The 15,736-nt window shown below is 59.0% G+C and carries 16 protein-coding genes; 8 read left to right on the forward strand and 8 right to left on the reverse strand.

All coding sequences use genetic code 11. From position 1 onward, the window contains the following. Positions 1-2: 2 nt before the first annotated feature. Positions 3-413 carry a nuclear transport factor 2 family protein gene (locus DHN12_RS16180; protein WP_108861144.1) on the reverse strand — a complete coding sequence of 137 codons (411 nt, stop codon included), beginning with the start codon at positions 411-413 and terminating at the stop codon, positions 3-5. Positions 414-510: 97 nt separating this feature from the next. On the opposite strand from DHN12_RS16180, the gene DHN12_RS16185 reads away from it, so the two are divergent. Further along, positions 511-1,158, forward strand: a complete 648-nt coding sequence (locus tag DHN12_RS16185; RefSeq protein WP_108861145.1) for an RluA family pseudouridine synthase — start codon at positions 511-513, stop codon at positions 1,156-1,158. Positions 1,159-1,160: 2 nt separating this feature from the next. Here DHN12_RS16185 and DHN12_RS16190 read toward each other — a convergent pair whose 3' ends face one another. Next, positions 1,161-1,346, reverse strand: coding sequence for a hypothetical protein (locus DHN12_RS16190; protein ID WP_108861146.1), 186 nt, complete (start codon positions 1,344-1,346; stop codon positions 1,161-1,163). A 103-nt stretch (positions 1,347-1,449) separates the two neighbouring features. Here DHN12_RS16190 and DHN12_RS16195 point away from each other — a divergent pair, with 103 nt between their 5' ends. The 4 genes from DHN12_RS16195 (at position 1,450) to DHN12_RS16210 (ending at position 4,427) form a co-directional block, all read left to right on the forward strand. After that, positions 1,450-2,139, forward strand: a complete 690-nt coding sequence (locus DHN12_RS16195; protein WP_108861147.1) for a YafY family protein — start codon at positions 1,450-1,452, stop codon at positions 2,137-2,139. A 108-nt stretch (positions 2,140-2,247) separates the two neighbouring features. Further along, positions 2,248-2,919, forward strand: a complete 672-nt coding sequence (locus DHN12_RS16200; protein WP_108861148.1) for an OmpA family protein — start codon at positions 2,248-2,250, stop codon at positions 2,917-2,919. A gap of 115 nt (positions 2,920-3,034) precedes the next feature. Further along, positions 3,035-3,577: an NADPH-dependent FMN reductase gene (locus tag DHN12_RS16205; protein WP_108861149.1), complete on the forward strand. Its 543-nt coding sequence runs from the start codon at positions 3,035-3,037 to the stop codon at positions 3,575-3,577. 49 nt (positions 3,578-3,626) lie between these two features. Further along, positions 3,627-4,427, forward strand: coding sequence for a MaoC family dehydratase N-terminal domain-containing protein (locus DHN12_RS16210; RefSeq protein WP_108861150.1), 801 nt, complete (start codon positions 3,627-3,629; stop codon positions 4,425-4,427). On the opposite strand, the gene DHN12_RS16215 is transcribed toward DHN12_RS16210, so the two are convergent. Then, the gene (locus DHN12_RS16215) at positions 4,419-5,459 is read right to left on the reverse strand and encodes an FAD-binding oxidoreductase (protein WP_199913517.1); all 1,041 of its coding nucleotides are present in this window, start codon (positions 5,457-5,459) and stop codon (positions 4,419-4,421) included. The two genes, DHN12_RS16210 and DHN12_RS16215, sit on opposite strands and share 9 nt — an antisense overlap. 49 nt (positions 5,460-5,508) lie before the next feature. On the opposite strand from DHN12_RS16215, the gene mnmD reads away from it, so the two are divergent. Together mnmD and DHN12_RS16225 are read left to right on the forward strand one after the other, a co-directional pair. Further along, positions 5,509-6,174 (forward strand): tRNA (5-methylaminomethyl-2-thiouridine)(34)-methyltransferase MnmD, encoded by a 666-nt coding sequence (gene mnmD, locus DHN12_RS16220; RefSeq protein WP_108861151.1) that lies wholly within the window; start codon positions 5,509-5,511, stop codon positions 6,172-6,174. After that, positions 6,171-7,040 carry a DMT family transporter gene (locus DHN12_RS16225; RefSeq protein WP_108861152.1) on the forward strand — a complete coding sequence of 290 codons (870 nt, stop codon included), beginning with the start codon at positions 6,171-6,173 and terminating at the stop codon, positions 7,038-7,040. The genes mnmD and DHN12_RS16225 overlap by 4 nt, the downstream gene beginning before the upstream one ends. Here DHN12_RS16225 and DHN12_RS16230 read toward each other — a convergent pair. Next, a complete protein-coding gene (locus DHN12_RS16230) occupies positions 7,014-8,978 on the reverse strand; it encodes a lytic transglycosylase domain-containing protein (protein WP_108861213.1) in 1,965 nt (654 codons plus the stop codon). The two genes, DHN12_RS16225 and DHN12_RS16230, sit on opposite strands and share 27 nt — an antisense overlap. A 133-nt stretch (positions 8,979-9,111) precedes the next feature. Here DHN12_RS16230 and dapA point away from each other — a divergent pair, with 133 nt between their 5' ends. After that, positions 9,112-9,984: a 4-hydroxy-tetrahydrodipicolinate synthase gene (gene dapA, locus DHN12_RS16235; protein WP_108861153.1), complete on the forward strand. Its 873-nt coding sequence runs from the start codon at positions 9,112-9,114 to the stop codon at positions 9,982-9,984. A 123-nt stretch (positions 9,985-10,107) separates the two neighbouring features. On the opposite strand, the gene DHN12_RS16240 is transcribed toward dapA, so the two are convergent. The 4 genes from DHN12_RS16240 to pta form a co-directional block, all read right to left on the reverse strand. Beyond that, on the reverse strand, positions 10,108-10,980 hold the full coding sequence (locus DHN12_RS16240) for a DmsC/YnfH family molybdoenzyme membrane anchor subunit (RefSeq protein WP_108861154.1): 873 nt from the start codon (positions 10,978-10,980) through the stop codon (positions 10,108-10,110). After that, positions 10,980-11,729, reverse strand: coding sequence for a 4Fe-4S dicluster domain-containing protein (locus tag DHN12_RS16245; RefSeq protein ID WP_108861155.1), 750 nt, complete (start codon positions 11,727-11,729; stop codon positions 10,980-10,982). Before DHN12_RS16245 ends, DHN12_RS16240 begins: the two co-directional genes overlap by 1 nt. A gap of 91 nt (positions 11,730-11,820) precedes the next feature. After that, the gene (locus tag DHN12_RS16250; RefSeq protein WP_108861156.1) at positions 11,821-14,634 is read right to left on the reverse strand and encodes a molybdopterin oxidoreductase family protein; all 2,814 of its coding nucleotides are present in this window, start codon (positions 14,632-14,634) and stop codon (positions 11,821-11,823) included. A gap of 78 nt (positions 14,635-14,712) precedes the next feature. Further along, positions 14,713-15,735 carry a phosphate acetyltransferase gene (pta, locus tag DHN12_RS16255; RefSeq protein ID WP_108861157.1) on the reverse strand — a complete coding sequence of 341 codons (1,023 nt, stop codon included), beginning with the start codon at positions 15,733-15,735 and terminating at the stop codon, positions 14,713-14,715. Position 15,736: the final 1 nt, after the last annotated feature.

Here is a 15,736-nt window from a genome sequence, read left to right on the forward strand (position 1 = left end):
GGTTAGCTGAGCGCGTTTTTGTATTCGAGGAAGCGGGCGTCTGTCATCACCCGGGCCATCATCGCCTCGCGCAGGGCGCCAATGGTTTTGTAGGGGCGCATGACCACTTCGAAGTTTTGGATCAAACCCTCATCGTTCAACGTGATCAGATCGACGCCGACCGCGTCCAGATCCCCGACCTTGCATTGAAACTCCAGCGCCCAATCCTTGCCTTCACCCATAATCCGGCGATAGCGGAAATCGGAAAACACCTGTCCCACATGTCCTAAAACAGCCGCGACCGGTTCGCGACCGGTCCAGGTGCTGTAGTAAGTTGGCGGGGAAAACCGTACGTCTTCGGCCAGCAATTCGTGGATCAGGGTTTCATCGCCCTTGGCGACAACGTCTTGCATGCGCTCGATTGTGGGGTGCATGTTCTCTCCTCTGCTTTGGGTCAGAGAGTTGCTGAACCGATCCGTTCAGGCAAGGCCGACGTTGCGGGAACCTACGCCGTGCGATAGGCAGGCGCGCATGAGCGAGACCTATGATCCCCCGAATACGCCGTTGGATGTGCTGCATGAGGATGCACAGCTGATCGTGGTGAACAAGCCCTCGGGGTTGTTGTCTGTACCGGGGCGTGGCGCGCATCTGGCCGATTGCCTGTTGACCCGCGTGCAGGCGGCATTTCCGCAGGCCCTTCTGGTGCACCGGCTGGACCGGGATACGTCGGGTGTCATGGTGTTTGCCCAGTCACCGCACGCACAGCGGCATCTGAGCATGCAGTTTGAAAAGCGCCAGACCCGCAAGACCTATGTTGCGCGCGTTTGGGGGCGCATCGAGCAAAAGTCCGGAACCGTCGATCTGCCGTTGATCGTGGATTGGCCCAACCGTCCGCGCCAGATGGTCTGTCATGAGACTGGAAAGCCCGCAGTCACTGACTGGCGGTTTGTGAAATTCGAAGGTGAGACAACGCGCGTCCGATTGTTCCCAAAAACGGGCAGGTCGCACCAGTTGCGCGTTCATATGCTGGCGCTGGGCCATCCCATTCTGGGCGACCCTTTTTACGCAGACGGACCTGCGCGCGATTTCCCGCGTCTGATGCTGCATTCTGAGGAATTGCGCCTAAAAAGCCCCGAGGGCGGAGTTTCGATGAAATTCCGCGCCCCGGCTGATTTCTGACCTCAGGCCGTGCTTGTCCACAGCATCTTGAGGTTGCCCAGCGAGAACCGCTTGGTCCGTTTGCGCGGTGCGCAGGGCTGACGGGCAGCCATAATTTCACGTTCGATCTCGAACGCGCGCAAAGTGTGATCCTGCGCCCAGCAGTCCAGTTTCAATGTCATCATCACGTGATTGTCGAGGTATGGCATGGTCGACCTCCTTTGGTTTGTTTTCCAAAGATCGCAGATCACTCCTGACACCACCCTGTCAGTGGGGTGTGCTAGGATGTCAGCAGACCGCCCGGAGAACCTTATGCGCCGCTCAACCCGCCTTTTTGAAATCATCCAGATCCTGCGTTCGGCCGAAATGCCTGTGACGGCGGAGGCGCTTGCAGAAAAACTGGAAGTGTCTGCGCGTACCGTCTATCGCGATGTCGCCGCTTTGCAAGCACAGCGAACCCCGATCGAGGGTGAAGCCGGCGTGGGATACTTGATGCGGCGGGGATATGACCTGCCACCCTTGAATTTTGACGCTGAAGAGGTCGAGGCGCTGTGGGTCGGGTTGTCGATGTTGGCGCGCACCGGGGATAGCACCCTGCAACAAGCTGCGGACCGTGTTTGCCGCAAGATTGACGCTTTGCGCGCGCCTGCAGATTGGCTGCAAGTCGCCCCATGGGGTGCACCGATGGATGATCCGGCCAAGGGGTGCGTGCCTGTCGTAAACTATCGCGAGGCCATCCGCTCTGAACGCAAAATTCGCATCACCTATGTGAATGCCGAAGGCGAGCGAACCGAGCGGATCGTCAGGCCCGTCGCCCTGATCTACCACATTGAATGCACGATGTTGGCGGCGTGGTGTGAGCTGAGGAATGGGTTTCGCCATTTTCGTACGGATCGCATTTGGGCTTGCGACGTTACAGACGATCATTTCTGCGGGCAGGGGGAGCCTCTGCGAGCGATCTGGCAAGACCAGAACCAATTGGATCCTGTTGAACGGCGGTAATTTGCCGACTTCACCCGATTCTTGCTTGAGCCTAAGATAAGGTAACGCGATATACTGCGCCAAACAAAGCGGGTTCGGTGAACGGGCCCCAGAGCAGAAGGTGATTTCATGACGATTTCCAAGAGTGTTCTTGCCGCAGGGCTGTGTTCGGCCATGTTTTTGGGGGCCTGTACGGACCCCGGCACGCTGAACCTGCCCTCGGATCCGAACCAGAACGCCAAGCAGGGTGCGCTCCTTGGCGGTCTGATCGGCGCAGGTGTTGGCGCTATTGCCAATGGATCTGATCCACTTTTGGGGGCCGTAGCAGGCGGAGCAATCGGTGCAGCAGGAGGCGGCCTGATAGGCAACCAACTAGACAAACAAGCAGCAGAACTGCGTCAGCAACTGGCCAATCAGGGCATCATCGTTACCAACGCAGGCGACCGGCTGATTGTGACCGTCCCGAATGACATCACCTTTGATACCGACAGCGCGACCGTGCGCCCGGCACTGCGGGCCGATATGGTCCGGGTAGGGCAGAATCTGGTGAATTACCCCAATTCGAACGTGCAGGTCATTGGCAATACCGACAGCGACGGCGATGCTGCGTATAATCAGGGCCTGTCCGAACGCCGGGCGCGGTCTGTCGCCGATATTCTTCAAGCCAATGGAGTAAGTGGTGCACGTATCTCGACCATTGGTCAGGGAGAAAATCGCCCGATTGCCTCTAACCTGACGCCCGAGGGGAAGGCCCAGAACCGCCGGGTCGACATCGAGATCATTCCGAACGGAAACACATAATGACATGGGCACTTTCGGGTGCCCATTTTTCGCACATTGACTGCGCGTCATCCGGTCTTTGGTGCGCGCGAAAGTTACGCTAGCTATTGGGAAACACCCGAACCGGAGTTTCCCAATGTCTGACCCCATACTTCTGAGCCTGTCCGGCTCATTGCGCCAAAGCGCGACCAACCGCAAATTGCTGCGCGAAGCGGCACGGTTGTTCGAGCCGGGAACGCATATCGAAGCCGATCTGAACCTGCCGCTTTATGATGGTGATCTTGAGGATGGCGAGGGCATTCCTGCCGCAGTTCAAACCTTGTCCGATCAGATCGCGCAGGCTGATGCCGTGATCATTTCCACTCCGGAATACAACAAAGGCCCGTCGGGTGTTCTGAAAAACGCTTTGGACTGGGTCAGCCGAACAGATGGCCGCCCCTGGGCCGACAAACCGGTTGCCGTGATGTCAGCTGCCGCAGGACGCGCAGGTGGCGAGCGGGCGCAGATGGTTCTGCGCGGCTATATGGTTCCGTTCCAGCCTCGTATCCTGCAGGGGCCGGAAATTCATCTGGCCAGCAGCTCGAACGAGTTTGATGAGCAGGGGAAATTGTTGAGCGACCGTTACGAAAGCTCTCTGCGGACACTCATGCAGAAACTGCGGGCGGAGGCCGGGTTCTGAGATCAAGACGCCGCTTGCCGGGGCAGATCCGCCTACATAACCTCCCATCATGACTGAGGATATAAAGACAGATGTGATGGACCCGGCCCGCGCCTCCGCGCTGCTGGCGGCGCTTGGATCCAAGGACAGGGTCGCAGCAGGCGATCAACTGCCGCCGTTCTTCCACCAGCTGTATTTCTGGTCCCCTCAGCTGCCTGCCAGTTTGGGGCGCGACGGGCATCCAAAGGTTGGGGACGGTCTGATCCCCGATATGGGCCTGCAACGTCGGATGTGGGCCGGGGGACGGTTGCAGTTTCACACTCCGCTGGTCGTGGGTTCAAAAGCCGTGCGCCGGTCAGTGCGGGAAAGCGCGTCCACGAAAACCGGGCGAACCGGTCCGCTGGGTTTTGTTACCCTGCAACACGAGATTTCGCAGGACGGTCAATTGTGTCTGAGCGAATGGCAGGATCTGGTTTATAGGCCTGACCCTTCGGATACTGACATCAAGCCCAAGCCACCTATGGCCCGTACCGATGAAACCGACAGTCGAGACGTCACCTTCGACAGCACATTGCTGTTCCGATACTCGGCGCTGACCTTCAATGGGCACCGTATCCATTACGATCTGGACTACGCGCGGGATGTCGAAGGCTATGACGGTCTGGTCGTTCATGGACCTTTGCTGGCACAATTATTGATGCTGTTTGCCGAGGATCTGGCAGGTCCACTGGCTCAGTTCTCATTTCGCGCGTCATCGCCGCTGATGCACTCTGAGACGGCGACCTTGTGCCGGAATGGCCAAGCGATGTGGGTGCGCGGACCAGATGGGCGGCAATGCATGTCCGCCGAGGCCGTCCCGCGATCAGAGTGATGCTTCGGGCCTGAAATCACTGGGGATCGCGTCCCGGTTCTCAAGAACCAGATCCGCCATAACCTCAGCTACTTTCGGGGCCATGCCAAAGCCGATCTTGAAACCACCATTGGCGATGAATTGACCTTTGTGTACCGGGTGCGCGCCAAGCATCGGTGCGCGGCTTTTGCTGCGCGGCCGTACACCCGCCCATCGTTCAATGACCTCTGCGCCATGTAGGACGGGAACGGCCCGCATCGCCCGGTCCAGAACCTCGTCCAGTGCCGCGTCTGTGCTGGTCGGATCGTCATAGTCACGCTCCGAGGTCGATCCAATCGCCAATGTCCCGTCCGCATGCGGTATGAAGTGGATCGCGTCTGCAAACAGCTGCGGGACTTCACCCGCATCAAACCGCAGCAGCGCGGCTTGACCCTTGACGCCGTTTCCGACTGTCTTGCCAAACGCCTCGCTCAGTTCCTGAAGTCCGGCGAGCCCGGTTGCATGGACAACCTGTCCGCGATCTGGTGTGTCGGCTACGACCTCGACGCCCATCACAGCCAACGCTGCAACCAAGGCCGCACAAGCGCGCCGGGGATGCATGCGGGCGCTCAGCGTATCATGGATGACAAACCCTGTCGGGCTGGGCGGACACCATGCACCGACCGCGGCTGTTTCGACGACCCGCCATTCAGCGCGACCCTGCCACAGTTCAACCGCCGTGCCCGCACGGGCATGGGCAAGTTCCAGCGTTCGCGTGTCAGCGATGGGTTGCAGCCGTCCCAGCCGCGCATATCCGGGTGAGACGCCGCCTGTGGCCTCGACCTGTTTCCAGAATGGTTCGGCCATGATCAGGCTGTCGAACTGAAACGCCTTCTTGGCATTCCAGTTTTCAGGCACATGAGGTGCCAGTGCGCCAACCAGGCCACCGCTGGATCCGGCTCCGGGACCAAAAGGGTCGACGATCTGCACCTTTGCGCCACGCCGCGCGCAGGTCCAAGCGATGGACAGGCCGAAAATTCCTGCACCGCGCACCGTCACATCGACCATTGCCATTCCCCTTTACCTTGTTCAGTGTCGCGCCGCTTAGCTACAGGATTCTCCGATGGCAGACCAGCGCGCCGAACTGACATGGACTGAGGATCAGATCCCGGTCTCGGATCATTTCGACGATCCGTATTACTCGTTGCAGAACGGGCTGGAAGAGACGCGGCATGTGTTTCTGGCGGGCAATGACCTGCCCGCACGGTTTACACCGGGGTTTCACATAGCAGAGCTGGGTTTTGGCACCGGATTGAACATGCTGACCGTCTGGTCCGAATGGGAGAGATCGGGCCAGACCACGCCCCTGACCTTTACAAGTTTTGAGGCCTATCCGATGGCGTCCGCGGACATGTCCCGAGCGCTGGCGGCCTTTCCTGAACTTGCGCCTTGGTCTGACCGGTTCCTTGCGCAATGGGAGGGTGGCACATGTGATTTGGGCACCCTGCGGCTTGAGGTTGTTGAAGGCGATGCGCGACGAACCCTACAAACGTGGGAAGGTGCCGCCGATGCGTGGTTTTTGGATGGCTTCTCTCCGGCTAAAAACCCGGAATTATGGGGTGCAGACCTGATGCAGCAAGTCGCCGACCACACGGCCACTGGCGGAACGGCGGCGACGTATACCGCCGCCGGGTTCGTGCGGCGGGGGCTTGAGGATGCCGGTTTCACCGTTACGCGCGCGCCCGGTTATGGCCGCAAGCGCCACATGACCCGGGCAATCAAATCATGACGCAGCAGAACAATTCGCGCGCCGGGATTGCGTTGATGGTCGGGGCGACCATCGTCTTTGCGCTGCAGGACGGTATTTCGCGCCATCTAGCGGGAACATACAACACCTACATGGTCGTAATGATCCGCTATTGGTTCTTCGCCGCCTTTGTCATCGCTTTGGCCGCACGTGCGCCCGGCGGATTGAAGGCCACCACCCAGACAAGCCAGCTGAAGCTGCAGATATTTCGCGGCCTGCTGCTGGCGGCCGAGATCTGCGTCGCAGTGTTTAGTTTTACTGTTCTGGGCCTGATCGACGCGATGGCAGTTTTCATCTGCTACCCGTTGTTGATCGCCGCTCTCAGCGGGCCGGTATTGGGCGAACAGGTCGGCTGGCGACGCTGGGCCGCAATCGGCGTTGGGTGCATCGGTGTTCTGATCATCCTGCAGCCCGGCGTGGGTGTCTTTAACCCTTGGGCCATTGTACCGCTGATCTCGGCTTTCATGTTTGCAGTCTATGGTTTGCTGACCCGTTACGTGTCCCGCCGGGACAATTCCGCCACCAGCTTTTTCTGGACAGGCGTCAGTGGTGCCGTCGCCATGACGTTAGTGGGAATGTGGTTCTGGGAGCCGATGGCCCAGACGGATTGGGCCTGGATGGCGCTGCTATGCGTCAGCGGCGTTCTGGGACACTGGTTGCTGATCAAATGCTATGAGATGGCCGAGGCCAGCGCGGTGCAGCCCTTCGCCTACTTCCACTTGGTCTGGAGTGCGATCCTGGGAATCTCGGTGTTTGGCGAAACGCTGCGCCCCGAAGTGGTCATAGGCGCAGCGCTGGTTGTCGCCGCCGGGCTGTTCACACTATGGCGCGAAAGACGCCAGCGTTGACCCGACCAGTTCCTGCGAGAACGGGATCGGCAAGGCAGGTTTGCCAAGACGGGCGCGATAGACCGGCAGGCTTTCCGACACACGCATCACGTAGTTGCGGGTCTCACTGAACGGGATCGCCTCAATCCAGTCGACCACGTCGATTTCACCTGCGCGCGGGTCGCCATAGCGATCCATCCACGACATCGGCCGACGCGGACCTGCGTTATATCCGGCAGCCATCATCACAACGTTTCCGTTGAAATCAGCGGCCAGACCGGACAGGTAATTGGCACCCAGCTTCGCGTTATATTGCCAATCCGAGGTCAGCTTGATCGTCTTGTGGCCACTTAGGATACCCAGTTCCTTGGCGACAAGCTTTGCCGTGGCTGGCATGACCTGCATCAGCCCGCGCGCACCGGCACCGCTGATCACAACGGGGTCAAACTCGCTTTCCCGACGGGCGATGGCCAGCGTCATTTCCTTGGCCATGGGCAAACCCATATCTGCCACCGGATGCACCGGGTAGTAGGCGGCTGGCAAAACCAGGCCGACTGTTGCAGCGCGTTTGGCGATCATCACGGCCAGATGCGGCTGCTTCAACTCGATCACCAAATCGCCCAACTGATTGGCCTGAACCGGATCCAACCCTTCAACCAGATGGGTCAGGAACCGTTCAGACAGGGTGTCTTCGTCAGCCTTCAGCAGCAGTAGACCCGCCTCCAGCACACTTGAATTGGAGAACTCAGCTTGCTTCCAGTGTGGCGCCCGGCGGGGGGTGGCCAGTTCATTATCGAAAGGACGCCCGATCTGCTCCGCCGCCAGCAAGCCGTAGAAAGAGGATTGATAATCTGCACCCATCGCATAGGCGTCATAGGCTTTTTCGGCGTCACCATGCGCCGCATAGGCACGACCCAACCAATACCCGGCGCGCCCTTTCGAGATCGGCGATTTCACCGCGTCCGAGAAGTTCTGGAAATGCCGGATCGCGGTCGCAGGATCATTCAGCTTCCGCAAGGCCAGAAACCCGGAAAGCCACTCCAGATCCGCATAGCCATAGCCCATTTCAGGCGTCATGTGGTGATTGGCTGCAATCTGATAAGCGCGGTTCTGGTCCCCATTTCGCATCTCAAGTCGGGCCAAACGGCGACGGCCTTCGGCCCATTTGTCAGGCTCACCCAACTCGTCGGGGCCGGTAGAGCGCGCCAGCATCAAATCTATCGCGCTGTCGTCCAGTTCTTTCTTGTCACGCCAGACGAACCTGTCAAAAGCCAAGCCCGGTGAATCGACCAGCGATTTTGGAACCGCCGCCACCTTGCCGTCGACGCCGGGTTGCCGTTTCTGAAGGCCGATCCGCGCCTCTGCCAGTTTTCGTTGTTCGGCGCTGACCAAAGGCAGCATCTGACCTGCGCTGACAAGGTGGTTGTCCCATAGCATCCGATCCAGACGGGCAGCGTGATGGGGTTTCAGCAGCTTGCCAAAATTCTCAAGATAGTCTTTTTGCAGACCAGAGCCCATTGGCATGGTCCGCCAGGCCGCGACGATATCCGCCTCAGCATCTCCCTGACGACCCTTTGCCTTCAATGCAACTGCATAGTTCAACGCGCCCTCAGCGGTTTGCGGCGGCTGTTCGGCATAGAATCTAAGAACGCGGTCCGGATCGGCGCCAGTAAAGGCGGGTTCACTTTTACGCCGCAACCAAGCCAGACCAGGCCAGTCTGGACGACGATCCAAAAACACCAGAACGTCACCCGAACTGCCAAACCCTTCGCGAAGCCAATGCCAGACGATGATGTCACGAGACACTGAGCCCCGCGCACCAGAAACACGCAGGGCTTCATTCCAGTCCCCCTTGCGCATTTCATTCATACCGGCCCGCAGATCACCTGCGGCGTCGGCCCGCACTTGTGTGCCCGAAATCAGAATTACGACCGTCAAAAACGCCAGAAAGCGTGTCATCCCTTGCATTTCCCAACCAACCAAGGATACAGCCATTCAGGATAAAGCTTGCGCCGTCGGGTTCAACTCAAGAAAGACAGATTTCTGGCAAACCGAGGCGTAAAAATTACAAACTGCACCTAAGGAGCGTGTCATGTTCAAAGGCTCTATGCCAGCCCTCGTCACACCGTTTAGCAACGGCGAGTTGGACCTGAAGACGCTCAAACATTTGGTGGAATGGCAGATTCAGGAAGGCTCCACTGGGCTGGTTCCCGTTGGCACCACCGGCGAAAGCCCCACGCTGAGCCACGAAGAACATGAAACTGTTGTGGATGAAGTCGTAAGGGCCTCAGCTGGTCGTGTTCCCGTGATCGCGGGTGCGGGGTCAAACAACACTGTTGAGGCCATCCGGTTTGTGCGATTCGCGCAGAAAGTAGGCGCCGATGCAGCTCTGGTCGTGACGCCATATTACAACAAGCCCACGCAAAAGGGTCTGCTGATGCATTTCCGTGCGCTGCATGATTGCGCGGATATTCCGATCATCATCTACAACATTCCCGGTCGGTCAGTCATCGACATGACCCCTGAAACCATGGGTGAGTTGGCGAAACTGCCACGCATCGTCGGTGTAAAGGACGCAACTGGAGATCTGGCCCGCGTCAGCCAACAGCGCGCGTCCTGCGGCCCGGACTTTTGCCAGTTGTCAGGCGAGGACGCGACGGCGCTTGGTTTCAACGCGCATGGCGGTGTGGGCTGTATTTCGGTCACCGCGAACGTCGCACCCAAACTGTGTGCCGAATTCCAGCAGGCGACGCTGAACGGCGACTATGCCAAAGCGTTGGAGTATCAGGACCGCCTGATGCCCCTGCACGAAGCGATCTTTATCGAGCCCGGCCTCGTGGGTGCCAAATACGCGCTCAGCAAATTGGGTCTGTGCAGCGAAGAAGTCCGCTCGCCCCTGTCCGGGCTGGAAAGCAGCACCAAATCCGCGATTGACGCGGCGCTCCAGCACGCCGGCCTTATCTAAGGCGAATTCAAAAAAAGGCGGCCTCGAACCTCGAGCGCCGCCTTTTTTGTTCCGGTTCCAGACTTCATCTGGCCCAAAATATCCCGGGGGCGTCGCGGCTTGCCGCGACGGGGGCAGAGCCCCCTATCGTTTTCCGTAATACAGTCCAACGACATGCTCGGCCTGCGCAAAGAAAAGCCAGCGCGATGTGGCAACGCCGGCAAGGTGCGATGCCACGGCCAGCAGTGCAAAGAAGTGGCCGAACGGCAGTAGCAGCAGGATAACCGGCAAGACAAAGGCCAGCATAAACGAGATGATGCGCAGCTTTTCAGCATGCTTGCGGCCAACGACGTGAACGAATTCACGCAGCAAATAGTTGGTGCCGGTATGAGGAGGCTCGAATGCACGCACGGTGCCGCGATCGCCCAATCCGGTAGCCGTGCCCAGATTTGTGCCGGACTCCTCCAGCGCTTTGTCGCCCTTTTTCCAATACAATATCTGCACCAGCGCCGCGATCAGCAGCAGCGGCAGCGCCACTCGGACCTGTCCGGCCAGCAGTGCACCGCCTGCCAGGCTGAAGCTGAGGAACATGGCCGGAGTCAGGTTCATATTCCATCTGGGAATGGTTTTGAGCTGCGTGTAGATCATCGACGTGGTGAACACGGTAAGTAGCGAGAACAGCGCACCGATCCAGCCAAGAAGGCTCCAGCGTTGGCCCAGGAAGATCACGCCAATCGCATAAAGCCCCATGACGATCAGAGCGATGACCGCGCACCAGCCTTCGCGGCTGAGCCAGCTGGTCTTCCATTGCGTAAACGCTTTCCAAGCCCGCTCGGGGTGGCCAAGGTGAAAGGTGGAGGCCATCAGGCCGCCAACGGACAGGGCGTAGGCGATGGCGAAAAAGACAAAAGCGACCCAGCCAGAGACGTCTGGCAGACCGAGGCTCAAAAAGAACAAAAGTCCAAATCCAAGACCCGACAGGGTTGTGAAAATGATAACGGAAGGTGCTGGATGCATCAGAGCTTCTCCAAGGTCTTGTCGAGCCAGCTAAGGAACCCTTTGGGCTCTTCAGCGACCGGGGCCAGCAACGGGGCCAGGATGTCGATCTGATCTTCGACGTTATCCTTGGGCCGTGGCGGCAGGTATTTGTTGACGGGTTTGGTGCCCATTTCCGGCATCAGGTCCATGCCCCCGCGTTCGGCGACCAGTTTGCTGACATCGCTGTCCGCATCGCCCAGATCACCGAAGTGGCGCGCGCCTGCGGGACAGGTGCGTACGCATGACGGAACACGGTCTACTTCGGGCAGGTTTTCGTTGTAGATACGGTCAACGCAGAGGGTGCATTTCTTCATCACCCCTTCGGCCTGATCCAGTTCACGTGCGCCGTAGGGGCAGGACCACGCGCACAGGCCACAGCCGATGCAGTCGCTTTCATTGACCAGAACGATGCCGTCCTCGACCCGCTTGTAGCTGGCCCCTGTGGGGCATACGGTGACGCAAGGCGCGTCCTCGCAGTGCAAGCAGGATTTGGGGAAGTGGATCAGCTGGGCGTGACCTTCCGCCGGTTGCACCTCATAGGAATGCACCCGGTTCAGGAATGTGCCGGACGGGTTGGCACCATAAGCGTCCTGATCGGATAGCGGCGCGCCGTAGTTTTCCGTGTTCCAGCCTTTGCATGAGATGACGCAGGCGTGGCAGCCAACGCAGGTGTCCAGGTCGATGACCAGACCCATCTTGCGGTCGGTGGATGTGGGGAGCTGGGTCATGACTACCTTGCCTCTGCTTTTGTAGTGAGGGCGGACTGGGGCGTTGCCCCAGACCCCAGGATAATTTTAGCCAGATGAAGCAAAGATCGGGTCATTTGCCTACCTTCCATGCCAAATCCTTCGGTCCAGTTCCGACCGGAGATTCAATCGGTGGGAATTCCGGTTGGCTTTCCGCATCCGTTGGAGCGTCAGCTTTTTCGATCTTCACTTTCAGGTCGAACCAGGCGGCCTGACCGGTGATGGGGTCAGAGTTGGCCCACCGCAGACCATCGCCTTTGGGCGGCAGCAGCTCGTGGATCAGGTGGTTCAATAGGAACCCTTTGGTAGCCTCGGGCGCGTCTTCTTGCAGAGCCCATGCGCCTTTGCGTTTGCCAATGGCGTTCCAGGTCCAGACGGTGTTTTCGTTCAAGGCCGCCATTTCCATGACCGGAACCGTGATCTCTCCATGCGGCGAGGTCACCTTGGCCCAGTCACCGTCCTGCAGACCATTCTCGCGCATCAGTTTGGTCGGAACATACAGAGGGTTGCGGCCGTGCAACTGGCGCAGCCATGCGTTCTGGGTACCCCAGCTGTGATACATCGCCATGGGGCGCTGGGTAAGCGCGTTGACAGTGAAGCCTTCGTTGCCGGTCTGGTCTGTTTCGTACCAGATGGGCATCGGGTCCAATGTCTCTTTGATGCGTTCCCGCAGGTGTTCTGGGGGCTGACGTTCACCATGTCCTTCGGCTGCAAGCTGGAACTTGCGCATCGGCTCGGAATAGAGCTGGAACAGGTATGGCTGCGGGCTGTCATAGATGCCCATGCCGACAGCCCAATCCTGATAGGCTGCGTTCCATGGTTTATAGTAATCCGCGCCTTCGGGAATATGGGCCACGTAGAACCCGCCGTTTTCGATATAGCGGTTCAACTGGTCAGGGTTGACCTCGCCGCGGCCTTCCTTGTCGCCGTTTTCACCACGGAACCCGGCAAGTGGGCCGATGCCGGGCTTGCGTTCGTGATTGACGATGTAGTCGGCGTAGTCCTGCCATTTGGCGCTGCCGTCTTCATTGGTGAACCCTGGCAGGCCCAAGCGGTTGGCCAGTTCGATCAGCGCTGATTGGAAGCCTTTTACATCCCGGTCGGGTTCAATCACAGGCCAGCGGATTGCGTCGGCTGCAGCATCCGCTTCACAAATTGGGCGATCGAGCAGCGAGATACAGTCGTGCCGTTCCAGATAGGTGGTATCCGGCAGGATCAGGTCGGCATAGGCCACCATTTCCGATGAATAGGCGTCGGAGTAGATGATATGCGGGATTACGTAATCGCCGTTCTCATCCTTGTCCGTCAGCATTTCCATGACACCTTTGGTGTTCATGGATGAGTTCCATGACATATTGGCCATGTACATGAACAGCGTGTCGATCTTGTAGGGATCGCCGGCATGTGCGTTCGAGATTACCATATGCATCAGCCCGTGGCTGGACATCGGGTTGTCCCACGTAAATGCCTTGTCGATCCGCGCCGGGCTACCGTCTGCTTTCAGCGCCAGATCCTCTGGCCCTTGAACAAAGCCCAGATGCGGGCCGTCCAGCGGCGTATTCGGGGTCACCTTGCAATGCGGTCTCGGGTGCGCCTCGACCGGTTTGGGATAGGGTGGCTTGAAGCGGAAGCCACCGGGGACTTCGACTGTGCCAAGGATAATCTGCAACACGTGCAGTGCGCGGCAAGTCTGGAAGCCATTGGCATGAGCCGAGACACCGCGCATCGAGTGCATGGCAACCGGGCGGCCGATCATCTTGGTGTGTTTTTCGCCGCGGAAATCGGTCCATTCGCGCTCCAGTTCGAACGCCTCGTCAAAGGCAACGCGGGCCAGTTCACCGGCGATGGCGCGGATACGGGTGGCGGGGATGCCGCACTGCTCGGCGATGTTCTCAGGCGCGTATTCGTCGCTGAGGTAGCGTTCGGCCATCAGATGGAACACGGGGCGGTGGGTGACGCCATCCTTTTCAAAGGTGGCCGACAGGTCGGGGCGGACGCCCGGTTTGTCAAACGCCGTCAGTTCGCCCGTGTTGCGGTCAACAACCAGTGGTTTGCCGTCCTCATCGCGCAGGAACAGACCCTTGGTGGGGCCTTCGGACGCGTCGACCAGAACCGGCGCGTTGGTGTAACGGCTGAGATAGTCCAGATCGATCTTGCCGGCCTTCATCAGCACGTGGATCATCGACAGGATGAACAAACCATCGGTGCCGGGAGTGATCCCGACCCAATCGTCAGCAACCGCGTTATAGCCCGAGCGGATCGGGTTGACGCCGATCACCCGTGCGCCACGGGCCTTGATCTTGCCGATGCCCATCTTGATCGGGTTGCTGTCGTGATCTTCGGCAACACCGAACAACATGAACAGCTTGGTGTGATCCCAGTCGGGCTGGCCAAATTCCCAGAACGCACCGCCCATCGTGTAGATGCCGCCTGCGGCCATATTGACCGAGCAAAATCCACCATGGGCTGCATAGTTGCATGTGCCGAAGTTCTGCGCCCAGAAGCTGGTAAAGCTTTGGCTTTGGTCCCGACCGGTGAAGAAGGCCAGTTTCTCGGGATTGTCCTCGCGGATAGGCTTGAGCCAGCCAACGGCGATGTCCAGGGCCTCGTCCCAGCTGATCTCTTCGAACTTGCCCGAACCACGTGGACCGACACGTTTCAGTGGCGCGCGCAGACGCGAGGGGGCATTGACCTGCATGATCCCTGCCGAGCCCTTGGCGCACAGGACGCCCTTGTTAACCGGGTGATCGCGGTTGCCTTCGATATAGGCAACCTTGCCGTCCTTCATGTGTACGTTGATGCCGCAGCGGCAGGCGCACATGTAGCACGTTGTTTTTCTGACCTCGTCAGAGACCTTGGGAGAGGTATTAATGATTGGCTGGTTCATTTCTGGTCCCTGTGGCTTTTGATCCGATTATTCTCATGAGCAGAGATCAATCGGAACAGTATTTCGCTTTAGCCGGATTTACGAGGCGTCTGTCCGGGTTTTGGATGTTTCTGCTTGCACGGCCGTAACCGCGATCATGTGCAGAACGTCCTCGGCAGAGCATCCGCGTGAAAGGTCGTTGGCCGGCTTCGCCAGTCCCTGAAGGACCGGGCCGATTGCTTCGGCACCCCCAATACGCTGCGCGATCTTGTAGCCAAGGTTGCCTGCGTCGAGGTTCGGGAACACAAAGACATTTGCCTCGCCGCGCAGGGGCGAATCCTTGGCTTTCTTTGCAGCCACCTCGGGGACGAATGCGGCGTCAAACTGCAGCTCGCCGTCGATCAACAGATCGGGGTCGGCCGATTTTGCAATCTGCGTGGCCTCGCTGACCTTCGTGACTTTCGGATGATTTGCGCTGCCGCCGGTGGAAAAGGACAGCATTGCAACGCGGGGCGTCTCGTGCGTCAGCGCCTTGAAAGACGCGGCAGATGCCCGGGCGATTTCAGCCAGTTCCTGTTCGTTCGGATCAACGACCAGGCCGCAATCGGCAAAGATGTGCGCACCGCGAACCGTGTGGTGATCGCGGCAGTAGAGCATCAGGAAAAAGCTGGAAACCATGGCCGCGTCGGGCGCTTTGCCGATGATCTGCAAAGCGGCGCGCACTGTGGCCGACGTGGTCTCAACAGCTCCGCCGACGGTTCCATCGGCATTACCGGTATAAACCAGCATCGCGGCATAGTTCAGGCGGTGTTTGATTTCTTCAGCGGCCTTTTCAGGCGTCATGCCCTTATGCTTGCGCCGCTCGAAAAGCTCAGCTGCAAACGCTTCGGCATGGGGAGAGTCCGATGGATCGTGGATATCGATACCATCGACATCCTGACCAGCCTGTTCGGCCAGCAGGGCAGTTACTTTGGCTTTGTCGCCGACCAGAATGATGCGCGCGACACCTTCCTTGCGGGCCTTCAAAGCACCTTCAACAACACGTGGATCATCGCCCTCAGCGAGGGCAATGATCTTGTCGGAGCCGCTGGCAGCTCCGAGAATTGTGCGTAATGGCTTCACG

Origin of the sequence: Ruegeria sp. Alg231-54 (genome assembly GCF_900143525.1) — a bacterium.
Classification (GTDB): Bacteria; Pseudomonadota; Alphaproteobacteria; order Rhodobacterales; family Rhodobacteraceae; genus Ruegeria.